This window comes from Klebsiella sp. P1954, assembly GCF_018199955.1.
Lineage (GTDB): Bacteria > Pseudomonadota > Gammaproteobacteria > Enterobacterales > Enterobacteriaceae > Klebsiella > Klebsiella pneumoniae.
The window spans coordinates 4,696,412-4,720,274 of the sequence record NZ_CP073373.1; the positions used below are offsets into that span (position 1 = coordinate 4,696,412).

The window sequence follows — 23,863 nt, forward strand, 5'->3', positions numbered from 1 at the left end:
CATCATCGACAGTAAAAGGCCCTCATGCTCAGTAATGATATTCTTCGTAGCCTGCGCTACACCCTGAAAGTCAATAATAACGATATGGTGCGCATTCTCGCGCTCTCCGCTATGGAATCCACCGCCGCCAGCTTCGACACCTGGACGACGAAAGAGGATGAAGAGGGCTTTGTTCGCTGCCCGGACATTATCCTGTCGGGTTTCCTTAACGGCCTTATCTATGACAAGCGCGGCAAAGATGATTCGGCCCCGGAGCTGGCGCTGGAGCGTCGGGTGAATAACAACACGGTGCTGAAAAAGCTGCGGATCGCCTTCTCGCTGAAAACGGACGATATCCAGGCGATTATGAGCGAGCAGAAATACCGGGTGTCGGTGCCGGAGATCACCGCCATGATGCGCTCGCCTGACCACAAAAACTACCGCGAGTGCGGCGACCAGTTTCTGCGCAATTTCCTGCGCGGACTGACCCAGCGGGTGCATAACCCGAAGGCATGATTTTTTGCCGGGTGGCGGCTTCGCCTGACCCGGCCTACAACGACTGCCCCCGGGCGCGTGCTAGCATAGCGCCGCCGGGCAAAAAAAAGCCGGAGATACTCTCCGGCTTTTTTGTTATTTCACCTGCTGACCCGGCTTGGCGCCGTCGTCAGGGCTTAACAGGAAGATATCCTTCCCGCCAGGGCCGGCGGCCATCACCATGCCCTCGGAGATGCCGAAGCGCATTTTGCGCGGCGCCAGGTTGGCGACCATCACCGTCAGGCGGCCAATCAGCGGCTGCGGATCCGGGTAAGCGGAGCGGATGCCGGAGAAGACATTGCGTTTTTCGCCGCCGAGATCCAGCGTCAGGCGCAGCAGCTTGTCGGAGCCCTCGACGAATTCCGCGTTTTCAATCAGCGCCACGCGCAGATCGACTTTGGCGAAATCGTCAAAGGTGATGGTCTCCTGAATAGGATCGTCCGCCAGCGGACCGATGACCGGCGCCGCGGTGGCTTTCACCTCTTCTTTAGAGGCTTCCACCAGGGCTTCCACCTGCTTTATCTCGATACGGTTGTACAGCGCCTTGAACGGATTGACCTTATGCGCCAGCAGCGGCTGCTGAATGGCGTCCCAGCTCAGTTCGCTGTTGAGGAACGCTTCCGCACGCGCGGCCAGCTGCGGCAGGACCGGCTTCAGCCAGGTCATCAGCACGCGGAACATATTCAGGCCCATGGTGCAGATTGCCTGCAGGTCGGCGTCGCGGCCTTCCTGTTTCGCCACCACCCACGGCGCCTGCTCGTCGACATAGCGGTTAGCCACGTCGGCGAGGGCCATGATTTCGCGGATGGCTTTACCGAACTCGCGGCTGTCCCACGCTTCGCCGATGCTTTCCGCCGCGTCGGTGAAGGTTTTGTACAGCGCCGGGTCGGCCAGCTCCGCGGCCAGCACGCCGTCGAAACGCTTGCTGATAAAGCCGGCGTTGCGTGAGGCGAGGTTAACCACCTTGTTGACGATGTCGGCGTTCACGCGCTGCACGAAATCTTCCAGGTTCAGGTCGATGTCATCGATGCGTGAAGAGAGCTTGGCGGTGTAGTAGTAGCGCAGGCTGTCGGCATCGAAATGATTTAACCAGGTGCTGGCCTTGATAAAGGTGCCGCGCGACTTGGACATCTTGGCGCCGTTAACCGTCACGTAGCCGTGCACGAACAGGTTAGTCGGCTTACGGAAGTTGCTGCCTTCCAGCATCGCCGGCCAGAACAGGCTGTGGAAGTAGACAATGTCCTTGCCGATAAAGTGATACAGCTCGGCCGTGGAATCTTTCTTCCAGTATTCGTCGAAGCTGGTGGTGTCGCCGCGCTTGTCGCACAGGTTCTTGAAGGAGCCCATGTAGCCGATCGGCGCGTCCAGCCAGACGTAGAAATATTTGCCCGGCGCGTTGGGAATTTCGAAGCCGAAGTACGGCGCATCGCGGGAGATGTCCCACTGCTGCAGGCCGGATTCGAACCACTCCTGCATCTTGTTCGCGACCTGCTCCTGCAGGGCGCCGCTGCGGGTCCACGCCTGCAGCATTTCGCTGAACGAGGGCAGGTCGAAGAAAAAGTGCTCGGAGTCACGCATCACCGGCGTGGCGCCGGAGACCACCGATTTCGGGTCGATAAGCTCGGTAGGGCTGTAGGTCGCGCCGCACACTTCGCAGTTATCGCCATACTGGTCCGGAGATTTGCACTTCGGACAGGTGCCTTTCACAAAACGGTCCGGCAGGAACATGCCTTTTTCCGGATCGTAGAGCTGAGAGATGGTGCGGTTTTTAATAAAACCGTTCTCTTTCAGGCGGGTGTAGATAAGCTCCGACAGCTCGCGGTTCTCGTCGCTGTGCGTCGAGTGATAGTTATCATAGCTGATGTCGAAGCCGGCGAAATCGGTCTGATGCTCCTGACTCATTTCGCCAATCATCTGCTCCGGAGTGATACCGAGCTGCTGCGCTTTGAGCATAATCGGCGTGCCGTGGGCGTCGTCGGCGCAGATGAAGTTGACCTCGTGGCCGCGCATTCGCTGGTAACGGACCCAGACATCAGCCTGGATGTGCTCCAGCATGTGGCCGAGGTGGATGGAGCCGTTGGCGTACGGCAGGGCGCACGTTACCAGAATTTTCTTCGCGACTTGAGTCATAGTGAGCATTACATCTTCTGTTGTAAAAAGGGCTTCCGATATTACCAAAAGGGCTGTGGGTGCGCCATAAATGGCTGCCCATATATGGATAATCGTTACCTGTGATAAACTCTGTGATTACTGAAAGCATCTCAAAACAACAAAGGAGTCGGGATGAATTCGCAATCCCAGGCCAAATCCCCTGAGCGCCTACGTGCGATGGTCGCCGGGACGCTGGCCAATTTCCAGCACCCAACCCTGAAGCATAATCTCACCGCCCTTAAGGCGCTGCACCATGTCGCCTGGCTGGACGATACCGTCCATATTGAACTGCAAATGCCGTTCGTCTGGAGCAGCGCTTTCGAAGCGCTGAAAGAGCAGTGCAGCGCCGAACTGCTGCGCATCACCGGCGCGAAGGCCATCGACTGGAAGCTGACCCACAGCATTGCGACCCTCAAGCGGGTGAAAAACCAGCCCGGGGTCAACGGCGTGAAAAACATTATCGCCATCAGCTCCGGCAAAGGCGGCGTCGGTAAATCTTCTACTGCCGTAAACCTGGCGCTGGCCCTGGCGGCGGAAGGGGCGAAGGTGGGCATTCTGGATGCCGATATCTATGGTCCGTCGATTCCGACCATGCTGGGTGCGGAAGACAGCCGCCCGACCTCGCCGGACGGCACTCATATGGCGCCGATCATGAAATATGGTCTGGCAACCAACTCCATCGGCTACCTGGTGACCGACGACAACGCCATGGTCTGGCGTGGGCCGATGGCCAGCAAGGCGCTGATGCAGATGCTGCAGGAGACGCTGTGGCCGGATCTTGATTACCTGGTGCTGGATATGCCGCCGGGCACCGGCGACATCCAGCTGACCCTGGCGCAGAACATCCCGGTGACCGGCGCGGTGGTGGTCACCACGCCGCAGGACATCGCGCTGATCGACGCCAAAAAAGGCATCGTGATGTTCGAGAAAGTGGAAGTGCCGGTGCTGGGGATCGTGGAAAACATGAGCATGCATATCTGCAGCAACTGCGGGCACCACGAGCCTATCTTCGGCACCGGCGGCGCGCAAAAACTGGCCGAGAAATACCACACCCAGCTGCTGGGCCAGCTGCCGCTGCATATTACGCTGCGGGAAGATCTGGATAACGGCACGCCGACGGTGGTGGCGCGTCCGGACAGCGAATTTACCGACATCTACCGCCAGCTGGCGGGCCGGGTGGCGGCCCAGATGTACTGGCAGGGAGAAGTGATCCCGGGTGAGATTGCCTTCCGCGCCGTTTAAGGCCGCGGCGAGCGCATCAGCCAGTATCTGCCCTCGGGCGACGCGCCCTGTGCTTCGATGGTCCAGCCATGACGCTGGTAGAAGCGCAGGGCGTTTTTATTTTCCATCAGGCACTTCAGCGTTCCGCTGGCGGTAAAGGTCCGTTCGACCTGCGCCAGCAGCGCGCTGCCGATATGTTTGCCTTGCCAGTCGGGGTCGACAAACAGATGGTGAAGGAAATTATCGGCGGTCCATACGGCGGCAAAGCCCACCGGCTGGCCGTCGCATTCCGCGACCCACAGCTGTTCATCCGCGGTGGCGGCATCGAAATCCTCCAGCCGCCACGCCGCGGCGGGAAGCCAGGTCCACGATAAACTGCGCGCCCGCAGGAAGATCTGGCGCAGCGCCGGAGAGTCCGCTGGCTCGCCGGGGCGGACGTGGAGATTGCGCGGATCAGCGGTGATAGAAGATCTCGCCATCGTACACTTTGAGGATTTTGCCTTCGGTATCGGTGATCAGCACGTAGTTACCGCCCATATAGGTCCAGTGGCTGCCGGCGTCCGGCGCAGGCAGGTTACGCTGCTGCCACTGTTTGATGTTGTATTCCGGGGTGAGGTACATCGCCGGAACGGTGTCGCCGATGTGAAACTGGGTGAAATCGGCGGTGAACTCTTTCAGCGCATACTGATCGATCCCCGCGGCAGTAGCCGTCCAGCTGGCGCCAGCGGTGGCAAGAAGTACGCCCAGAAGCATCATTTTTGTTTTACGCATAGTTTCCTCAATATTACCTGGACTCAAAATAGCAGCCTCGTATCATTCCTGAAGCGTTGCTGAAATGGCAAGCACTGGATTTTTAAAAAGTGTAAGCAAAACGCGGCGCAAGTCTTGTGCCGCTTGCGTTGCAGCGACGGTGATGCGTATTTTGGGAGCAATCTGAAGCAGGGGAGAATCAGCATGTTCAGGCTGGAAGATCTGACCTTATTTGTCCGCGCCGCGGCGCTGGGCAGTTTTAGCGACGCGGCGCGCGAGGCCGGGCAGCAGCCGGCGCAGGTCAGCGCGGCAATTAAGCGTCTGGAGACGATCCTCAATATTCGCCTGTTTGCCCGTTCGACCCGCAGCCTGCGCCTGACGCCGGAGGGGGAGACCTGGCTGCCCTACGCCACCCAGATGCTCGATACCCTCGAGGCCGGTCTGCAGAAGATCCAGACCCCGGATGATGAAGTTCGCGGCATGTTGCAGATTGCCGTGCCGTCGGACCTCGGGCGTAACCTGCTCCTGACCCTGTTCCGCGATTTCCGCCAACGCCACCCGGCGCTGCGCCTGCGGCTGCTCTTTTCCGATCAGCTGACCGACGTGTTTAAAGATCCGGTGGACGTTGCGTTTCGCTATGGCAATAACGACGATGCCTCGTTTATCTCGCTGCCGGTGGCGCCGGAAAATCGTCGGGTGCTGGTGGCCTCGCCTGAGTGGATCGCCCGCCATGGCGAACCGCAGACCCTCGAGGAACTCAGCCAGCACAATGCGTTGATCTACATTTTGCGCGGCCGTCCGTTCGACCGCTGGTCGCTGAGCCTCGACGGCGTGGTTCAGCAGCAGAAGGTTTCCGGCACGGTGATGAGCGACGACGCCGAGGTGATCCGTCGGCTGGCGATCGCCGGGGAGGGCATTGCCTATAAATCGATGCTCGACGTCAGCGACGATCTGCGGGCGGGGCGCCTGCGGCGCCTGCTGCCGCGTTATCAGGGGGATGTGGTGCCGTTGAATCTGATTTGTCCGCACCGCAAACAGCTCTCTGCCGCGGTGCGTTTGTTATATGAAGAGGTGAAATCACATTGTGAAGGGCTTAATGCCTGACTAAGGTCGCGAAGTAATACACCAGCGGGACGGCCAATACCCACAGGCCAATCGGGATCTCCCGCCACTTACCGGCGATAGCCTTGATCACAATGTAAAACAGCAGCCCGCCGGCAATCCCGGTGCCAAAGCTGTTGGCGATAAGGGTGATCATCACCATCATCAGCACCGGCAGCCCGTCGGTGAAGTTGGCAAGATCCACTTTGCGCAGGCCGCTGAACATGTTCAGGCCAATCAGGATCAGCGCCGGGGCGGTGGCTTCTTTCGGGATCATCAACGCCACCGGCGTGAACAGCAGCATCAGCAGGAACATTACCGCCGCTGACAGCGCGGTGAGGCCGGTTTTGCCGCCCGCTTCCGCTGCCGCCGAAGATTCAATCAGCGCCGTCGCCGCCGGAATGCCCACCCACGGGCCGAGCGCGGCGGCAATCGAATCGACCATGAACGGGCGATTAATCTGCGGCATGTTGCCTTCTTCATCCAGCAGACCCGCCTCGCCGCCCACCGCCAGCGTTGTCCCCATAGTGGAGAAAAACTCAGATGCGAAAAAGACGAACAGGAACGGCAGGAAGGCGATGTTTAACGCCCCCAGCAGGTCAACCTGTCCCAGCACCGGCGCCAGCGAGTGGGGGGCATCGATAAAATGCGTCGGCAGTTTAGTCACGCCGAACGGGATACCCACCAGGGTGGCGCACAGAATGGCCCACAAAATGGCGCCCGGAACCTTACGCGCCTGCAGGGCTATCGCCAGGAACAGGCCGCACAGCGCCACCAGCGCGCCGGGGGCGAGAAAGTCGCCGAGCATCAGGGCGTTGGTTTTCGCATTGGCCAGCACCAGCCCGGCATTACGAAAACCGAGCACGGCGACAAACAGGCCGATGGAGGCCGTCAATCCCAGCTTGATCGACTGCGGCACCGAGCGGGTGACCACTTCGCGCAGGCCAAAGCGGGTCAGCAGGAAGAAGAGGATCCCCGACCAGCAGGCAATTCCGAGGCCAGTCTGCCAGCCAATCCCTTCGCTACCGGCCAGCGTCACCCCCACCAGCACCGAGCCGCCAATGCCCGGGCCGACGATAAACGGCAGGTTGGCATAAAACGCCATCAGCAGCGAGCCGACGACGAAGACCAGAATGGTGCCGGTGGTGGCGGCGCCTTTATCCATCCCGCCGATCGCCAGCAGCCCCGGGATAACCACCAGTAAATAGGCGGCGGCGAGAAAGCCGGTGATCCCGGCCAGGCATTCGGTGCGTAGCGTGCCGCCGCGCGAGCGCAGCGCAAAGCGGCGCTCCAGCCAGTTAGCGCGGGCGGAAGAGTGAAGTGTGTTATCGGCCATGCTCAGGCTCCCTGAGGATTATTGTTGTGATCGGTTGGCTCCGGGATCTCCCGGCAGGCTATCAACGGGTCGACTATCTGGCGGCTGCCGCCGTCGGTCAGACCCAAATCGGTTAAATGCGGCCCGGCGTTACAGGCAAGGCAGGTGCCTTCAATGGCCTTGAAGACCCGGTACGGCGGCTCCCAGTCGGCGACTTGGCTGCTCAGATCGCGCAGCTCGCGGAACTGACGCGCCAGTTCCGCGGCCGGGAGATCCGACAGCATGCCGGCAATCGGCATCGCCACATGGGCGAGGATCTCGCCCTGTTGCGCCAGCGCCATCCCGCCGCCGGAGGCGATAAGCTGGTTGGCCGCCAGCGCCATATCATTAGCGTCGCGCCCGAGCACCACCAGATTATGCGAGTCGTGGGAGTAGCTGGTGGCGATGGCGCCGCGCAGCTCACCCCAGCCTTCAAGCAGGGCGATTTGCGGCGTCGCCTGATGGCGGCCGTGGCGGTGCTTGACCCAGATCAGACTGAAGCCGGCGGGCAGCTGGACTATCCCGTCACGAACCTGCACTTCCACTTCGCCCCACTGGGTGAAGCGCGCGCCGCGGATATGGCGCAGGCGGGCGATGCCGTGACGAATGCCCTGGACGCGCAGAATAAAGTCATCGGCGCGGAGGGGGGCGATCTGCAAAGTATCGCGCGGCGGCGTGACGCCCGCGGCGGGCGCGATCGGTGTCAGCAGGTTGCCCGCGCGGGCCAGCAGCTTACCGCCTATGTAGACTTCGCGGGCCACCAGTTTCTCCAGGGAATCAAACACCACCAGATCGGCGCGCCGCCCGGCGGCAATCAGCCCGAGATCGTGGCGCTGCAGGCGAATAGCGGCGTTGAGGGTGGCGAATCGCAGCGCATCGACCGCCGGTAAACCGTGCTCGATCAGCAGGTTAAGCAGGGCGATGATGCCGCCTTTCTCCAGCAGCATATCCGGCGGCACGTCATCGGTGCAGACGGTGATCTGCGAGGAGAGGTGCGGCAGCGTTTTTAACGCCGCGACGATATCTGGCAGCAGATAGGGGTGCGAGCCGCGGATCTCGATCGTCAGCCCGGCGCGCAGTTTTTCCAGCGCGTCGTCCGCCGAGGTAAGTTCGTGATCGGAGGTGACGCCGGCGGCGAGGTAGGCCTGCAGGTCAGCGCCGCTCAGGCCGCGGGCGTGGCCTTCAATCAGTTTGCCGCTGTTGAGACCGGCCTGGACAATCTCCTGCATCCGCTCGCTACCGTGCAGCACGCCGTGCATATCCATCACCTCCGCCACGCCGCGCACTTCCGGCCAGCCGAGCATGGTCTCCATCTCCGCGCCGGCGAAATCAGCGCCGGACATTTCGAGACCCGGCGTGGAGGGGACGCTGGACGGGGCGGCGACCATCACCTGCAGCGGCAGATGGCGGCTGGCGTCCACCGCATAGCGCACGCCAGCGACGCCGAGGACGTTGGCCAGCTCATGCGGATCCCAGAACACCGCGGTGGTGCCCTGGGTGAGGACGATTTCCGCATAGCGCTCCGGCGGCAGGTGCGAGCTTTCGAGATGCACGTGGGTGTCCATCAGGCCGGGGGACAGGTAGCCACCGGCCAGGGAACGCACTTCATGGGCGTCTTCGCGACTGCCGCGCGGATGGACGCTGGCGATCATCTCGCCGACGATACCGACGTCAGCGGGGCGAATTTCGCCCGTGGCCATATCGACGATCTGCGCATCGATCAGCAGCAGATCAAACGGGGATTCACCGCGCGCGGCCTGCACGGCGCGACGGCGGACTTGAGCATTGCTGGACATAACCACTCCGGCACAAGGATAATGCGGATACTCTAGGGGCACAGCAAACGTTTGCCCAGATGAATAAATTTATCACCCGATAAGCTCGGGTTATTGTGCAGGACCACCGTAGCGAACCCGATGATGAACGAACCCTGGCAGCGGCTGCCCGCGCTCTCTCTTAAACAGCTTCAGTATTTCGTCACCCTGGCCCAGCTGCGCCATTTTACCGATACCGCCAGTCGGCTGGCGATTAGCCAGCCGGCGCTGAGCAGCGCCCTGCGGCAGATTGAAACGGTACTCGGCGGCAAACTGGTCAACCGTACCGCTGCGACGGTCACCCTGACTGAACTGGGGGCGGCGATTTTACCCCACGCCCAGCGGATCCTCAGCGTGGCGCAGGCGGCCTTTTCCGATATGCAGCAGATTGTCGAGGCGGGTGGCGACGGGACGGTGCGGATCGGTCTGGTGCCGTCGGTCAGTTCGCTGCTGTTTCCGCTGCTGCCGCAGACCCTGGCTGAGGCCTTTCCGCGTCTGCGCATTGAATTTCACGATCAGACCAACGATGCGCTTATCCAGGCGCTGCAGCGCGGCGAGATTGATTTCGGCATCGGGGCGATCGACAGTTCACTGCCCGCAGAACTGCTAGTCTATCCGCTGCGCGAAGATCCCTTCGTGGCGGTGCTGCACCGCGACGATCCGCTGGCCGCGCAGGCGCATCTGCCGTGGAAACAGCTGGTGGGGCGGGATATTGCTGTGTTCTCGAAGGGCAATATCCAGCGGCTGGTGGCGGCATTAGTGGAGAGCCATCGCCTGACGCTGACCACCCGCTACCAGGTGGACTATATCGAAACCCTGTATGGTCTGGTGCGCTCGCGCTTAGCGGTGGCGATTCTGCCGGCGCTGTACACCACCCATCTGCAGGACCCGGCGCTCAGGGTCGCCCACCTGCAGCAGCCGGCGCTCGCCCGCACAGTGGCCCTGATGCGCGGCCCGCAGGCGCTGCCCCCGCTTATTGAAGACTGTTTTTCTCTGCTGCAGGCCGCCTTGCGCTAGGGCAGGTGCTTGATCAGTACGTCCAGGTTTAAGTGGTTGATATACTCCAGCGAGTGTGAGGAGAGGACGCCCAGCAGCCGGTTATGGTGCCCGGCAATAATTAAATCGATCTGCCGCTGCCGAACGCAGGTTTCCACGTCTTCAAACCGGCGGGTGGTCACCAGCGAGAGGGTATCCACCGGCAGGGAGACGGTGCAGGCCAGCTCGTTGAGCAGGGCTTTGGCCTGGATCACCTCCTGCGAGACCTGATCGTCGCGCAGGCTGTCGGAAACATAGTTCAGCGCCCGGTAATCGGTGCTGATGTGGGCGATGGTGATGCGCATGCCGTTCTCTTCTGCCATTCTGGCGGCATGCTGGAGCAGCGGGACGCCGTCCTGACTGCTGTTAATCAGTACCAGCGCATGGTGATAAACGGCCATGGCGTATATCCTCGGTAGGCTAAATAGCGCATGATGTCATTATTTTCCGCCCGCCAGCAGCGGAATGCAATCCCGTCCGGTTGCCTGATGAGCATGATGGCCGCGAAGGTGTCGTATCCAGGGCTAAAGGCTTGTTGTATGAACCGGTGAGTTGCGGTAAATTCCACAACGCTTAACAATTTCACTATTTTGACTCGGGGTGCCCTTCTTAGTTGAAGGCTGAGAAATACCCGTACCACCTGATCTGGATAATGCCAGCGTAGGGAAGTCAGAGACCGCAGGGTCATTGCTTCTACCTCGTCTGGCGGGAGCAAACCATGCCTGAGCTGCTGAATCCCGCGCCTGTCGCGCACCTGCGCCATCTGCTGCGCGCCCATTCCCCCCTTGTGCACTGCATGACTAATGACGTGGTGCAGACCTTTACCGCCAACGTTCTGCTGGCCGTCGGCGCCTCGCCGGCGATGGTGATCGATCCCCGCGAAGCGGCGCAGTTTGCCGCTATCGCTGATGCGCTGTTAATTAACGTCGGTACCCTGACCGAAGATCGCGCCGTGGCGATGCGCGCCGCGGTGGAGCACGCCCGTCAGGCCGGCAAGCCCTGGACGCTGGATCCGGTGGCGGTCGGCGCCCTGACCGTGCGCACTGCCTTTTGTCACGAGCTACTGGCCCTCCAGCCGGCGACCATTCGCGGCAATGCCTCTGAAATTCTGGCGCTGGCCGGGATGAGCGCCGGCGGGCGCGGGGTGGATACCACCGATACGGCCGCCGCGGCGCTGCCGGCGGCCCAGGCGCTGGCTCGTCGGCTGGCTACCGTGGTGGCGGTCACTGGCGAGGTGGACTACGTCACCGACGGCGAGCGGGTGCTCAGCGTGGCGGGGGGCAATCCGCTGATGACCCGGGTGGTGGGCACCGGCTGCGCGCTGTCGGCGGTGGTGGCGGCGAGCGCGGCGCTGCCGGGAGACCGGCTGGAAAACGTGGCCGCCGCCTGCGGGCTGATGAAGCAGGCCGGGGCGATCGCCGCCCGTCAGGGAGGCCCAGGCAGCTTTATTCCGGCGTTTCTCGACGCGCTGTATCAGGAGGTGCAGGGATGAAACGCATCAACGCCCTGACCATCGCCGGCACCGATCCCAGCGGCGGGGCCGGTATCCAGGCCGATCTGAAAACCTTCTCCGCGCTGGGGGCCTATGGCTGCTCGGCGATCACCGCCCTGGTGGCGCAGAATACCCGCGGCGTACAGTCGGTCTATCGCATCGAACCGGATTTTGTGGCCGCGCAGCTCGACTCGGTGTTCAGCGATGTGCGTATCGATACCACCAAAATCGGCATGCTGGCGGAGACCGATATTGTGGAAGCCGTGGCCGAGCGGCTGGCGCGCTACCGGGTGGCCAACGTGGTGCTGGATACCGTCATGCTGGCGAAAAGCGGCGATCCGCTGCTGTCGGCTTCGGCGGTGGAGACCCTGCGTCAACGATTGTTGCCGCAGGTGTCATTGATCACCCCGAACCTGCCGGAAGCGGCCGCGCTACTCGATGCCCCCCATGCGCGTAACGAACGGGAAATGCTGGAGCAGGGGCGGGCGCTGCTGGCGCTGGGCTGCGGCGCGGTATTGATGAAGGGCGGCCATCTCGACGATGCCGAAAGCCCGGACTGGCTCTTCACCCGCGAAGGGGAACAGCGGTTCACCGCGCCGCGAGTGCAGACCAAAAATACCCACGGCACCGGCTGTACGCTCTCCGCCGCGCTGGCGGCGCTGCGCCCGCGTCACGCGGACTGGGCGGCCACCGTTATCGAGGCGAAGGCCTGGCTGTCGGCGGCTCTGGCGCAGGCCGACTCTCTGGAGGTGGGCCACGGTATCGGGCCGGTGCACCATTTCCACGCCTGGTGGTAAATGGCAGCGCAACGGGACAGCAGAATCTCCTGAAAAAATGGCCCCCCGGCTGGAAAATAGGCTAAGTCGGTACCAGGCTTAACCTGCCCAAAAAAATTGGGTTGGGATAATGCATGCCGGCTTCGGCCGGCCTTACGGGAGATTGCTATGACTGATATTACGCAGTTGCTGGGCAAAGATGCCGAGAGCCTGTTGCAGCACCGTTGTATAACCATTCCGTCCGACCAGCTGTATCTGCCTGGCGCAGATTATGTTGATCGGGTGATGGTGGATAACAACCGACCACCGGCGGTGCTACGCAATATGCAGACCCTGTACAATACCGGACGCCTGGGGGGAACCGGCTACCTTTCCATTCTGCCGGTTGACCAGGGCGTGGAGCACTCGGCGGGCGCCTCCTTTGCCGCCAACCCGCTGTACTTTGATCCGAAAAATATCGTCGAGCTGGCGATCGAAGCCGGCTGTAACTGCGTGGCGTCGACCTACGGCGTGCTGGCCTCGGTGTCGCGCCGCTACGCGCATCGCATCCCTTTCCTGGTGAAGCTCAACCATAACGAAACGCTGAGCTATCCCACCGAATACGACCAGACTCTCTACGCCAGCGTTGAGCAGGCGTTTAATATGGGGGCGGTGGCCGTGGGAGCGACGATCTATTTCGGCTCAGAACAATCGCGTCGTCAGATAGAAGAGATTTCCGCCGCCTTTGAGCGGGCCCATGAGCTGGGCCTGGTCACCGTGCTGTGGGCCTATCTGCGCAATTCGGCGTTCAAGAAAGACGGCGTCGACTATCATGTTTCCGCTGACCTGACCGGTCAGGCCAACCACCTGGCGGCCACCATCGGCGCCGATATCGTTAAGCAAAAGATGGCGGAGAATAACGGCGGCTACAAAGCGGTTAACTTCGGCTATACCGACGATCGGGTATACAGCAAACTGACCAGCGATAACCCCATCGATCTGGTGCGCTACCAGCTGGCCAACTGCTATATGGGCCGCGCCGGGCTGATCAACTCCGGCGGCGCGGCGGGCGGGGAGACCGACCTTGCCGACGCGGTGCGCACGGCGGTGATCAATAAACGCGCCGGCGGCATGGGGCTGATCCTGGGCCGCAAAGCGTTTAAGAAATCGATGGCCGACGGTGTGAAGCTGATCAATGCCGTGCAGGATGTTTATCTGGATGGCAAAGTGACTATCGCATAAGGCAAAAATCCGGGCGGCACCGCCCGGATTGCTCGTTGTTTGTACCAGATGCGGTTTATTAAGACTCTGCCGCGTTGGCGGTAAACGGTTTCGCATGCTGATCGCTGGTAAAGCCAGGCTGTTCAACGCGGATTAACGGGCACAGGAAGAAGGCCAGAATATATAAGGCGGTATAGGCTATTACCACGCCGATAGTGCTGAAATAGGGCAGCAGTACCACGGCAATCGCCGGCGCCAGAAAGTTCGACAGCCCGGCTGACAGGTTATAGACCGAAATCGCCGCGCCTTTATGGTTCGGCTCCAGCGCCGGGAACACCGCCGCCATCGGCACAAACGCGGCGACAAAAATCCCCAGGGCAATAGCCGGTACCAGCGCCATGGCAAAATTATGGCCGAAGTGCTGGGGCAGGTAATAGAACGCCAGGCTGGAAAGCGCCATCCCGATGCAGCCGAACCAGCGGATAACCTTCATCCAGCCCATTTTCTCCGCCATAATCCCCCAGAAAACGTTCGAAAAGATCGTGGTGAAGAAGAATGCCGCCCATACCTGCAGCCATTCCGAGGTGGTAAATCCCAGCTCATCAACAAACATCATCGGCATGATCACCGCAAAACCAAACAGCGACAGGGTGTTGATAATGCGCACAATGCTCGAGAACAGAATGCTGCGGTTGGTATAGAGCAGCGTCGCCGCGCGCCCCAGTTCGGCGAATTTTTCACGAGTGGTCAGGTTCTGCATATGGCGCGGCGTTTCGGTATGACGCATCGACACCAGCGCAATAATGCCGCCGGTGGCGCAAAAGAGCAGCGCCAGCCACAGGGTGCCCATTTCGCCAATGTGGGGAATGGTAAAGCTCGGAATATAGCTGCCGAACACGCCGATACCCACCGAGTAGACCGCCCAGAACCAGCCCAGCGCGGAGCTGGAACTGTCGCTGCGGACGTTGTGGATAATGGCGACGATAAAGGAGTAGAGGAACAGCGGGTAGGCCAGGCCGCGGATGCCATAAAACAGCAGGATCAGCGCATAGTTGGCGCGACCGAGGCCGAAGACGAGGAACAGTACGTGGAACACACACCACAGCACGAAGCCAATCAGCATGGCTTTACGTGGGGTAATGATTTCCGCCACCACGCCGGAGACCCACGCCGACAGGGCGGCAGCCAGACCGTAGAGAGTAAAGGCAAAGGAAGCCTGCGCCGGGGTGAATCCGAGTGCTTTGATGTAGTGCGACAGAAAAGCCAGCTCAAAGCCGTCGCCGGTCATAAACACGGCGATGGCGACATATCCCCAGATGAGGTTGAGCGGTAGACCGTACCACTGTTTGTTATTAACGGACATGTTGACCTCGATTTCAGAGTGCAGATGAGTGTCTCCGCTGCACAGCAGCGGAGCATTATTGTTATAAAATAAGGAGGTATGTTATTCGCGAATCAGCCTGCCGGCCTGTTGTAGCGCCTTATAGGCCGCATACCTGCGCTGATGAAGCGGGCTAAACGCCGTCTCGCTGTGATAGGTGGCATCCACCTGAGTAAACTGCTTCATGGCCTCCGGCAGCGAAGCCGCGACTCTGCCCGCCACCGCGCCGAGGATGGCGGAACCTAACAGCACCGGCTCGCGGCTGGCGGTGCTCACGACGCTAACGCCGCAGGCGTCGGCCAACAGCTGACGCACCAGCGGATGCTGCCCGGCTCCGCCGCTGATGACGATATTTTCACTCTCAATTCCGCAGGCGCGCTGGGCGTCAATGATCTGTCGCAGACCATAGCCAATCCCGCATAGCCCGGCAACGTACAGCGCGGTCAGGTTATCCAGGTCCCGCTCCATCCCCAGCCCGGCAATCAGCGCTTTCGCGTGGGGATCGGCAAGCGGCGCGCGATTACCGAGAAACTCCGGAACGACGTGCAGACCGGCGGCCAGCGTTACCGCCTCAGAAGGGGAAGCAACTTGCGTCAGAACGCGATCCGCCAGCCAGACCGGTAGAGGGACGCCTGCGGCTTTCGCCTGCTCGCGCGCTTCCGCCGCCGCCGGATGGAAGCTCAGCAGCTGGTCGATAGCCGCGCCGGCGGCGCTTTGCCCGCCTTCACTTAGCCAGTAGCCCGGCACCATCGCCGAATAGTAAGGGCCCCAGACGCCCGGGACGAATACCGCTTCCTGAGTGGTGGTCATGGTGCAGGAAGAAGTGCCGAAGACATAGGCCATATTGTTGACCGCGCCGTTAAGCACGCCGACGGTACCGATGCCGCCCGCGTGGGCGTCAATCATCCCCACCGCCACCGGCGTACCGATCGGCAGGCCCATCTCCTCTGCCGCCGTGGCGCAAAGGCCCTCGCCGCAGGGGGTGCCTGGATCGACAATCCGCTGGCCGATGCGGACAAAATCTTCATCCGCCAGCTCTTCGAGGCCAATCTGGCGGAAGTAACCGGCATCCCAGCGTTGTTCATGCGCCAGGTAGGTCCATTTACAGGTCACCGTGCAGACCGAGCGGGCTTCATCGCCGGTTGAGCGCCAGGTGAGGTAATCGGCGAGGTCGAAGAAGTGGCGCGCCTGCTGATAGATGTGCGGGCGATTCTCCTTCAGCCACAAAATTTTCGGCGTTTGCATCTCCGGCGAGATTTTGCCGCCAACGTACCGCAGTACCGGGTGGCCCGTGGCATTGATCTTTTCCGCCTGCCCGGTGGCGCGATGATCCATCCAGACAATAATGTTGCGGTCCGCATCGTCCGAAGGCCCGACCGCCAGCGGCGCATCGTTATCGCCAATCACCACCAGCGAGCAGGTGGCATCGAAGCCGATCCCGGCGATCGACGACGGCGAAACGCCGGCGCTGGCCACCGCCGTTTTAATGCAGTAGCACACCGCCTGCCAGATCTCACGGCTCGACTGCTCGACCTTGTTTCCGGCGCTGCGAAACAGGGTTATTTCCCGGGTCGCGTGGGCGAGGAGCTCGCCCCGCAGATTGAATACCCCGGCGCGCACGCTGCCTGAACCGACATCCACGCCAATAATGTTTTGCGTATCGTTTTGCATCACATCCTCTCACAGGCTGGCCAGGGTCAGAGATCCACGCTGTTCGGCAGGATCACAATGTCGCGTACGGTGACGTTTTTCGAACGCGTCACCATAAACAGCACCGACTCCGCCACTTCAATCGGCTGCATCAGGCTGCCGTTGGCCAGCGCTTCGTCCATTTTGGCTTTTGGCCAGTCGTCCAGCAGAGCGGTAACCACCGGGCCCGGCAGTACGGCGCCGACGCGCACGCCATACTGCGCCACCTGGCGACGAGTGGTGTGCACAAATGCCTGCACCGCGAATTTCGACGCGGTATAGACAGGCTCCCAGATCACCGGCACCACGCCCGCGATCGAGCTGGTGAAGATAATATCCCCGGATTTTTGCGCGATCAGATGCGGCAGGACGCTGCGCACGCAGCGGAAGGCGGCGTTGATATTAAGGTGCAGCACGCGGTCCCAGACGTCCGGGTCGCCCTCGGCCACCGGCCCGCCGATATAGGCGCCGGCGTTGGCGTGGAAGATATCGAGACGCCCGGTAAGCTGCAAAATGCCCTGCAGTAGGTTATCGACCTGGTCCGCCTGCATCAGGTCGACCTGCAGGGCGAAGGCGTTTTCGCCAAGTTCGGCGACCAGTTTGTTGAGCTTTTCGCCTTCGCGGTCGATTAGCACTACTTTTGCGCCAGCCCCCAGCAGGGTCCTCGCGCACTCGAGGCCGATACCGGACGCCGCGCCGGTGATCGCGGCGACTTTACCGCTGAGGGAAGTATTCATAGAGGAGACAGAGTGGTTCATTTTATAATCCTTTGCCGTGTCTGGTTAAAACTATCGAACGCGAGGGCATCACGTTCGAGGTGATAGACTAAAACTGGTAACATATTGAATATCAGCATCTTAATTCAGGCTTGCTGGCATGTTGAGGCGGTATGCGCGCGTACTTCCTGGCGTGAAAAGGATGCTCAATCGATGAAGCTATGTTGCTCTCGCTTCATCGATTGAGCAAGTGGGGAAATTAACAGCGACATGATTTTGTGACGCAAGTTGGAAAAATGAAGAAGATAACGATTTACGACCTGGCGGAACTTTCCGGCGTTTCGGCGAGCGCGGTGAGCGCTATCCTCAACGGTAACTGGAAAAAGCGCCGCATCAGCGCCAAGCTTGCGGAAAAGGTGACGCGGATTGCCGAGGAGCAGGGCTATGCGATTAACCGTCAGGCCAGCATGCTGCGCAGTAAAAAATCACACGTCATCGGTATGATTATCCCCAAATATGATAACCGCTACTTCGGTTCCATCGCCGAACGCTTTGAGGAGATGGCCCGCGAGCGCGGCCTGCTGCCGATTATCACCTGTACGCGCCGGCGTCCGGAACTGGAGATCGAAGCGGTAAAGGCGATGCTCTCCTGGCAGGTTGACTGGGTGGTCGCGACCGGGGCGACCAATCCGGATAAAATTTCCGCGCTATGCCAGCAGGCGGGCGTGCCAACGGTCAATCTCGACCTGCCGGGCTCTCTCTCGCCGTCGGTGATTTCGGATAACTACGGCGGCGCGAAAGCGTTGACTCATAAGATCCTGGCTAATAGCGCCCGCCGCCGCGGAGAGCTGGCGCCGCTGACCTTTATCGGCGGGCGCAGCAGCGACCATAACACCAGCGAGCGTTTACGCGGCTTCCACGATGCGCATCGCGAGCTGGGGCTTAGCGTGCCGCAGGCGAATATTCTGGCTCCCGGCTATTCGAAAGGCCACGTTGAGGACTGCCTGCAGGAGCGGTTTGGCAGCGAGAAGACGCTGTTGCAGGGGATATTTGTTAACTCGACGATATCCCTGGAAGGGGTTGTGCGCTGGCTGTCGCAGGTGGGGCTAACCGGCAGCGAGCAGCCGCCGATGGGCTGCTTCGACTGGGATCCGTTTGTCTATCTGCTGGGGCACGATATCGACATGGTGCAGCAGGACGTGCCGGCGATGCTGGACGCGGTTTTTTCGATTATTGACGCCGGCGAAGCCAGCCAGCAGCGGATTGAAATTCCCCCGCGACTGATGAGCAGCAGCTGAGTCGCTGTCTGGCTGTTCGACGTTACCGCGTCAGCAGCCAGCGGGCGGTATGCTCATCGGTCACCAGGCCATTAATCCAGCCGCCTTTAAGGGCGGCCAGGATCGCCGGTCGTTTATGTTCTCCACAGGCAGCGGCAATCCGCGGGCAGTGGCTCTGGCGGATATCATAGCTGGTGATCATGCGGTTGATCTCGCTGTCTACCACGTCGCCTTGCGCATCAATAAACCGCCCGAGGATCTCCCCGATGCCGCCGCGGGCGGTCAGCTCATCCATCTGCGCCTGATTGATAAAGCCGTCTTTAAAGATCGGACTTTGCGTGCCCAGCGGACCAATGCCGACAAAAATCACGTCCGCCTCGCGGGCGACGCCGGAGACGCTGCGGAATAAGCGATTGGTGCACCACATTTCATACTCATCCGCGCTTTGGGCGTAGCGCGGTGCCGGCCACTGATAGTACTTGGCCTTAATTTTGCGGGTCAGCAGCAGGGGCACGTCATCGTAATAATTGCACTGCCCGTCGGCGTTCATGGCGCTGATCAGCGCCACGCAGCGGGTATTCAGGCTGTCAAAATCGATGCGCTGCAGCGCTTTTTTCAGGGTCAGGCCCGAGCCCAGACCGATAATTTTCTCTTTATCATCCTGCAGATAGCGAGCCATCAGCTGATAGCAGCCAAATGACACACTGTCGAGGGTACTTTCTTCGCTAAAGGCGGGGACCACATTGCACTCGATCAAGCGGTATTTTTCCTGCAGCAACTGCGCATAATCGAGGCAGTTCGCTACCGGATGGTGCAGATTAATCGACACAATCCCTTCTTCTTTCGCGGCGGCGATCAGCCGTTGCACCACCGGTCTGGAGGTGCCCAGCTGGCTGGCAATCTCACTCTGATTCTGGCCGGCGATGTAGTACATCCATGCGGCACGCACCTTCTGATCCAACCGGATATCGTCTTCTTTACTCATGGTTTCCCGCCCTAAGTTGCTGGCCAGGGCACGCAATTGGCCCGGCGAATACCCGCATTCTCGCCGTGGTTGGCATAACTGGCAAGCTTTTGCTCTTTACTGGTCATTTGTAATTTAATTGGGTAATTGCTCTTTTGTGATCGATGGCTCTTATTTTGGTCAAATGATCAATTACAGTGGCGCAATCAACTCAAGGAGAGCAGAACATGAACAATCAATTCACATGGCTTCATATCGGTCTGGGTTCTTTTCATCGCGCGCATCAGGCGTGGTATCTGCATCGTCTGATTGCTTCCGGGGATAATCGCTGGCGCATCGCGGCGGGGAATATTCGCAACGACGCCGAGCAGGTGGTACAGGCGCTGGCGGCGCAGGGAGGACGTTACGTCCTCGAGACCGTCAGCCCGGAAGGGGAGCGCGAATATGAAGAGATCACCTCAATCCAGAAACTGCTGCCGTGGCAGGCCGGGCTACAGCCGCTGATTAACGAAGGGGCAAACCCGCAGACCAAAGTTATCGCCTTTACCGTGACGGAAGGGGGGTACTACCTGAACACTCGCCATCGGCTGGAAACCAGCAACCCCGATCTGCAGGCCGACCTGCAAGGCGAGTGCAAAACCATTTACGGCACCCTCGCGCGGATCCTGGAAAAGCGCATGGCCGACAACGCCGGGCCGCTGACCCTGCTCAACTGCGATAACGTGCGCCATAACGGCGAGCGTTTCCACGACGGTATGGTCGAGTTCCTGCAGCTCACCGGCAAACAGGCGGTGATTGACTGGATGGCGGCCAATACCACCTGTCCGAACACCATGGTGGACCGCATCACCCCGCGTCCGGCGGCCGATCTGCCGGCCCGCATCAAAGCGCAAACCGGAATTGATGACAAAGCGCCGGTGATGGGGGAGACCTTTATCCAGTGGATAGTGGAGAACAACTTCCGCGATGCCCGCCCGAATCTGGAGGCGGTCGGCGTGGAGATGGTGGAGTCGGTCATCCCGTATGAAGAGGCGAAAATCCGTATTTTGAACGCGTCGCACAGCTGCATTGCCTGGGCGGGAACCTTAATCGGCCAGCAGTATATTCATGAAAGCACGCTGACCGATGTTATCTACGCCATTGCCGACCGCTACGTCACGGAGGACGTTATTCCGTGTCTCGGCGATAACGGTATTGATCTGCCGACCTACCGGGATGTGGTGCTTAAGCGCTTTACCAACCCCTATATCCAGGACACCAACCAGCGCGTCGCCGCCGACGGTTTCTCGAAAATTCCGGCGATGATCGCGCCAACCTTGCAGGAGTGCTACCAGCGCGGCGTCCGCCCTGAGGCGACCGCCATGCTGCCGGCGCTGTTCTTCGTCTTTATGGAGCAGTGGCACAAGGGAACTCTGCCGTATCAGTACCAGGACGGCATCCTGGATGCGCAGGCGGTGCATGAGATGTTCGAGGCTCAGGATCCGGTGGCTGTCTACGCGCGCGATAAAGCCCTGTTTGGTGATCTCGCCAACAACGCGGATTTCCTGGCGCTGATGCGCGAGAAAGTCGCTGCCGTTTACACGCTGATTAACTAAGAGGTGGCTATGTATCTGGGTATCGATCTCGGCACATCGGAAGTCAAAGCGCTGGTCATTGATGAGAACCATGAGGTTATCGCCAGCCATAGCGCGCCGCTGAGTATTCAGCGGCCTCATCCGCACTGGTCAGAACAAGCGCCGGAGCTATGGTGGGAGGCGACGGAGTACCTGATGGCCACGCTACGGGAAAAATGCGCCCAGCATTGGCCGGCTATTAAGGCGATTGGCCTCTCCGGGCAGATGCACGGCGCGGTGTTGCTGGATGCAGAGGGGAAGGCGATCCGTCCGGCCATTCTGTGGAACGACACCCGCTGCGCCGCAGAGTGCGCCGAGCTGGAGGCGATGGCGCCGGAGCTGCATCAGGTGGCGGGCAACCTAGCGATGCCGGGCTTTACCGCGCCGAAGCTGTTGTGGGTGCGCCGTCATGAGCCGCAGCACTTTCAGCGCACCGCCACGGTGCTGTTGCCCAAGGATTATCTGCGCTACCGGATGACCGGGAAGAAAGTCTCCGATATGTCGGACGCCGCCGGGACGCTGTGGCTGGACGTGGCGAAGCGCGACTGGTCCGACGCTCTGCTGGACAAGTGCGGCTTGTCACGCAGCCAAATGCCGACGCTGGTCGAAGGCTGCGAGGTTTCCGCCACCCTTGACCCGCAGGTGGCTGCGCGCTGGGGGCTGAACGCCTCGGTGATGGTGGCCGGGGGCGGGGGGGATAACGCGGTCAGCGCCATTGGCGTCGGCGCGGTCTCGCCGGGAGATGCGTTTATTTCGCTCGGCACCTCCGGGGTGCTGTTTGTGGTGACCGATGCCTATCGTCCGGCGCCGCAGTCGGCGGTACATGCGTTTTGTCACGTGCTGCCGAACCTGTGGCACCAGATGAGCGTCATGCTGAGCGCCGCCAGCTGTTTGCAGTGGTTCTGCCGCCTGACCGGCACCACGGAGGTGGCGCTGCTGGCGGAGATTGCCGAGCTAAGCGAGGAGGATAAAGCCAACGCGCCGTTCTTCCTGCCCTATCTCTCCGGGGAACGAACCCCGCATAACGATCCTGACGCGCGCGGCATCTTCTGGGGCATGACCCACGCCAGCCTGCGCGCGCAGCTCGGCTACGCGGTGCTGGAGGGGGTGAGCTTTGGGATCAACGACGGCCTGCAGGCATTGAAAGAGAGCGGGACGCCGATCGCGCAGTGCTCGCTGGTGGGCGGCGGCGCCCGCAGTCCGTTCTGGGCCCAGCTGCTGGCCGATATTCTCGCTATGCCGGTGGTGACCCACAAAGGCGGAGAGACCGGCGGCGCGCTGGGCGCGGCGCGGCTGGCCTGCCTGGCTGCGGGCAAACCGGTTGCCGCGGTGTGTGAAAAACCGGAAGTCTGGCAGACCTGGCGTGCGGATCCCATTCGCCACCACACCCTGATGCAACGCTACGCGCAGTTTAAGGCCCTGTATTTAAACGATCTGCACTATCGACAGCACTGATTTTCATCATAACCGCCGCTTCGTTGCACGTCGCGGAGCGGCCACCCTGTACCCTGAAAACGAGGTCATTATGTCTATCAATAATAAACAGTGGCTCGGTTTACCCCTGAACCTGCTCTGGGGATACATCGCCATTGCCGTATTTATGACCGGCGACGGTTTTGAATTAGCCTTTCTGTCGCACTATATCAAAGCGCTCGGCTTCTCTCCGGCGGAGGCCTCCTTTGCCTTTACCCTCTACGGCCTGGCCGCTGCGCTGTCGGCGTGGATTTCCGGGGTGGTGGCGGAAATTATCACCCCGCTGAAAACGATGATGATTGGCTTCGTGCTGTGGTGCGTATTCCACGTGCTGTTCCTCGTTTTCGGCCTCGGTCACGCCAACTATGCGCTGATCCTGCTTTTCTACGGCATCCGCGGCTTCGCCTATCCGCTGTTCCTCTACTCGTTTATCGTGGCGATTGTCCATAACGTCAAAAGCGACAACGCCAGCTCGGCCATCGGCTGGTTCTGGGCGGTGTATTCCATCGGCATCGGGGTCTTCGGCAGCTATATTCCGAGCTTTACCATTCCGCACATTGGCGAAATGGGCACCCTGTGGCTGGCGCTGGCCTTCTGCCTTACCGGGGGCGTGATTGCCCTGGTTTCCCTGCGCCATATTCAAACGCCGCAGCATATGCAGAATCTCACCACCCGTGAGAAGTTTTCCGAGCTGGGACGCGCCGCGACGCTGCTCTATACCAACCGCAATATTCTGCTGTCGAGCATGGTGAGGATTATCAATACCCTCTCGCTGTTCGGCTTTGCGGTGATTATGCCGATGATGTTTGTCGATGAGCTGGGCTTCAGCACTTCAGAATGGCTCCAGGTATGGGCAGTCTTCTTCTTCACCACCATTTTCTCTAACGTGCTGTGGGGGATCCTCGGGGAAAAACTGGGCTGGATGAAGGTGGTGCGCTGGTTCGGCTGCATCGGGATGGCGCTCTCCAGCCTGGCGTTTTACTACATTCCTCAGCACTTTGGCCATAGCTTTGCGATGGCGCTGATCCCCGCCATCGCCCTCGGGATCTTTGTCGCCGCCTTCGTGCCGCTGGCGGCCGTGTTCCCGGCGCTGGAGCCGAAGCATAAAGGCGCGGCCATTTCGGTCTATAACCTGTCGGCGGGGATGTCGAACTTTCTCGCGCCGGCGATTGCCGTGGTGCTGCTGCCGTTCTTCAGCACCATCGGGGTGGTGATCGCCTATACCGCATTGTACGTGGTGGCCTTTTTCCTCTGCGCCTTTATCCGCGTGGAGCAGCCGGGGTTCTCCCACAAGGAAGCAACCGCCCGCGAGCAGGTTGAATTCTCTTAGGTGATGCGGCTGG

At 60.6% G+C, this 23,863-nt stretch carries 21 protein-coding genes and 1 riboswitch; of the genes, 11 read left to right on the forward strand and 10 right to left on the reverse strand.

What is annotated here, in order from left to right:
• Positions 1 to 24: 24 nt before the first annotated feature.
• Positions 25 to 495, forward strand: a complete 471-nt coding sequence (locus KB890_RS22630) for a YehS family protein (protein ID WP_002912756.1) — start codon at positions 25 to 27, stop codon at positions 493 to 495.
• Positions 496 to 609: 114 nt separating this feature from the next.
• Here the strand turns inward: KB890_RS22630 and metG are convergent, their stop codons facing one another.
• On the reverse strand, positions 610 to 2,643 hold the full coding sequence (gene metG, locus KB890_RS22635; RefSeq protein ID WP_031280870.1) for a methionine--tRNA ligase: 2,034 nt from the start codon (positions 2,641 to 2,643) through the stop codon (positions 610 to 612).
• Between the two features lie 153 nt (positions 2,644 to 2,796).
• Between metG and apbC the strand changes: the two genes are divergently transcribed.
• On the forward strand, positions 2,797 to 3,906 hold the full coding sequence (apbC, locus tag KB890_RS22640) for an iron-sulfur cluster carrier protein ApbC (RefSeq protein ID WP_002912751.1): 1,110 nt from the start codon (positions 2,797 to 2,799) through the stop codon (positions 3,904 to 3,906).
• On the opposite strand, the gene KB890_RS22645 is transcribed toward apbC, so the two are convergent.
• Positions 3,903 to 4,364 carry a GNAT family N-acetyltransferase gene (locus tag KB890_RS22645; RefSeq protein ID WP_004200478.1) on the reverse strand — a complete coding sequence of 154 codons (462 nt, stop codon included), beginning with the start codon at positions 4,362 to 4,364 and terminating at the stop codon, positions 3,903 to 3,905. The two genes, apbC and KB890_RS22645, sit on opposite strands and share 4 nt — an antisense overlap.
• On the reverse strand, positions 4,339 to 4,656 hold the full coding sequence (locus KB890_RS22650; RefSeq protein ID WP_002912749.1) for an RcnB family protein: 318 nt from the start codon (positions 4,654 to 4,656) through the stop codon (positions 4,339 to 4,341). Before KB890_RS22650 ends, KB890_RS22645 begins: the two co-directional genes overlap by 26 nt.
• Before the next feature lie 183 nt (positions 4,657 to 4,839).
• On the opposite strand from KB890_RS22650, the gene KB890_RS22655 reads away from it, so the two are divergent.
• Positions 4,840 to 5,739: a LysR family transcriptional regulator gene (locus KB890_RS22655; RefSeq protein ID WP_004149074.1), complete on the forward strand. Its 900-nt coding sequence runs from the start codon at positions 4,840 to 4,842 to the stop codon at positions 5,737 to 5,739.
• Here KB890_RS22655 and KB890_RS22660 read toward each other — a convergent pair.
• Complete coding sequence (locus KB890_RS22660) at positions 5,729 to 7,072, reverse strand: NCS2 family permease (RefSeq protein ID WP_002912743.1); 1,344 nt, start codon at positions 7,070 to 7,072, stop codon at positions 5,729 to 5,731. The two genes, KB890_RS22655 and KB890_RS22660, sit on opposite strands and share 11 nt — an antisense overlap.
• A 2-nt stretch (positions 7,073 to 7,074) precedes the next feature.
• Complete coding sequence (locus KB890_RS22665; protein WP_021467963.1) at positions 7,075 to 8,886, reverse strand: adenine deaminase; 1,812 nt, start codon at positions 8,884 to 8,886, stop codon at positions 7,075 to 7,077.
• Between the two features lie 120 nt (positions 8,887 to 9,006).
• Here KB890_RS22665 and KB890_RS22670 point away from each other — a divergent pair, with 120 nt between their 5' ends.
• Entirely contained in the window at positions 9,007 to 9,921 is a 915-nt protein-coding gene (locus tag KB890_RS22670) for a LysR family transcriptional regulator (RefSeq protein ID WP_004175111.1), read from the forward strand.
• Here the strand turns inward: KB890_RS22670 and KB890_RS22675 are convergent.
• A complete protein-coding gene (locus tag KB890_RS22675) occupies positions 9,918 to 10,340 on the reverse strand; it encodes a universal stress protein (protein ID WP_004200472.1) in 423 nt (140 codons plus the stop codon). The two genes, KB890_RS22670 and KB890_RS22675, sit on opposite strands and share 4 nt — an antisense overlap.
• 185 nt (positions 10,341 to 10,525) lie before the next feature.
• A riboswitch (TPP riboswitch) is annotated at positions 10,526 to 10,623 on the forward strand.
• Positions 10,624 to 10,657: 34 nt separating this feature from the next.
• Here KB890_RS22675 and thiM point away from each other — a divergent pair.
• The 3 genes from thiM (at position 10,658) to fbaB (ending at position 13,428) form a co-directional block, all read left to right on the forward strand.
• A complete protein-coding gene (gene thiM / locus KB890_RS22680) occupies positions 10,658 to 11,431 on the forward strand; it encodes a hydroxyethylthiazole kinase (RefSeq protein ID WP_022631310.1) in 774 nt (257 codons plus the stop codon).
• On the forward strand, positions 11,428 to 12,228 hold the full coding sequence (gene thiD / locus KB890_RS22685; protein WP_002912707.1) for a bifunctional hydroxymethylpyrimidine kinase/phosphomethylpyrimidine kinase: 801 nt from the start codon (positions 11,428 to 11,430) through the stop codon (positions 12,226 to 12,228). The genes thiM and thiD overlap by 4 nt, the downstream gene beginning before the upstream one ends.
• 147 nt (positions 12,229 to 12,375) lie before the next feature.
• Entirely contained in the window at positions 12,376 to 13,428 is a 1,053-nt protein-coding gene (gene fbaB / locus KB890_RS22690; protein WP_002912704.1) for a class I fructose-bisphosphate aldolase, read from the forward strand.
• Positions 13,429 to 13,486: 58 nt separating this feature from the next.
• Here fbaB and KB890_RS22695 read toward each other — a convergent pair whose 3' ends face one another.
• The 3 genes from KB890_RS22695 to KB890_RS22705 form a co-directional block, all read right to left on the reverse strand.
• Positions 13,487 to 14,770, reverse strand: a complete 1,284-nt coding sequence (locus tag KB890_RS22695; RefSeq protein WP_004890769.1) for an RbtT/DalT/CsbX family MFS transporter — start codon at positions 14,768 to 14,770, stop codon at positions 13,487 to 13,489.
• An 81-nt stretch (positions 14,771 to 14,851) separates the two neighbouring features.
• Complete coding sequence (locus KB890_RS22700) at positions 14,852 to 16,459, reverse strand: FGGY-family carbohydrate kinase (protein ID WP_009307430.1); 1,608 nt, start codon at positions 16,457 to 16,459, stop codon at positions 14,852 to 14,854.
• Between the two features lie 26 nt (positions 16,460 to 16,485).
• Positions 16,486 to 17,235, reverse strand: a complete 750-nt coding sequence (locus KB890_RS22705; protein WP_004180592.1) for an SDR family oxidoreductase — start codon at positions 17,233 to 17,235, stop codon at positions 16,486 to 16,488.
• Positions 17,236 to 17,489: 254 nt separating this feature from the next.
• Here KB890_RS22705 and KB890_RS22710 point away from each other — a divergent pair, with 254 nt between their 5' ends.
• Positions 17,490 to 18,491: a LacI family DNA-binding transcriptional regulator gene (locus KB890_RS22710; protein ID WP_002912681.1), complete on the forward strand. Its 1,002-nt coding sequence runs from the start codon at positions 17,490 to 17,492 to the stop codon at positions 18,489 to 18,491.
• Positions 18,492 to 18,513: 22 nt separating this feature from the next.
• On the opposite strand, the gene KB890_RS22715 is transcribed toward KB890_RS22710, so the two are convergent.
• Complete coding sequence (locus KB890_RS22715) at positions 18,514 to 19,455, reverse strand: sugar-binding transcriptional regulator (protein WP_004144198.1); 942 nt, start codon at positions 19,453 to 19,455, stop codon at positions 18,514 to 18,516.
• Between the two features lie 206 nt (positions 19,456 to 19,661).
• Between KB890_RS22715 and dalD the strand changes: the two genes are divergently transcribed.
• The 3 genes from dalD (at position 19,662) to dalT (ending at position 23,850) form a co-directional block, all read left to right on the forward strand.
• Positions 19,662 to 21,029, forward strand: coding sequence for a D-arabinitol 4-dehydrogenase (gene dalD / locus KB890_RS22720; RefSeq protein WP_022631311.1), 1,368 nt, complete (start codon positions 19,662 to 19,664; stop codon positions 21,027 to 21,029).
• 9 nt (positions 21,030 to 21,038) lie between these two features.
• Positions 21,039 to 22,502, forward strand: coding sequence for a xylulokinase (xylB, locus tag KB890_RS22725; RefSeq protein ID WP_022631312.1), 1,464 nt, complete (start codon positions 21,039 to 21,041; stop codon positions 22,500 to 22,502).
• Between the two features lie 70 nt (positions 22,503 to 22,572).
• Positions 22,573 to 23,850 carry a D-arabinitol transporter gene (dalT, locus tag KB890_RS22730; protein WP_002912654.1) on the forward strand — a complete coding sequence of 426 codons (1,278 nt, stop codon included), beginning with the start codon at positions 22,573 to 22,575 and terminating at the stop codon, positions 23,848 to 23,850.
• The last annotated feature ends 13 nt before the right edge of the window (positions 23,851 to 23,863 follow it).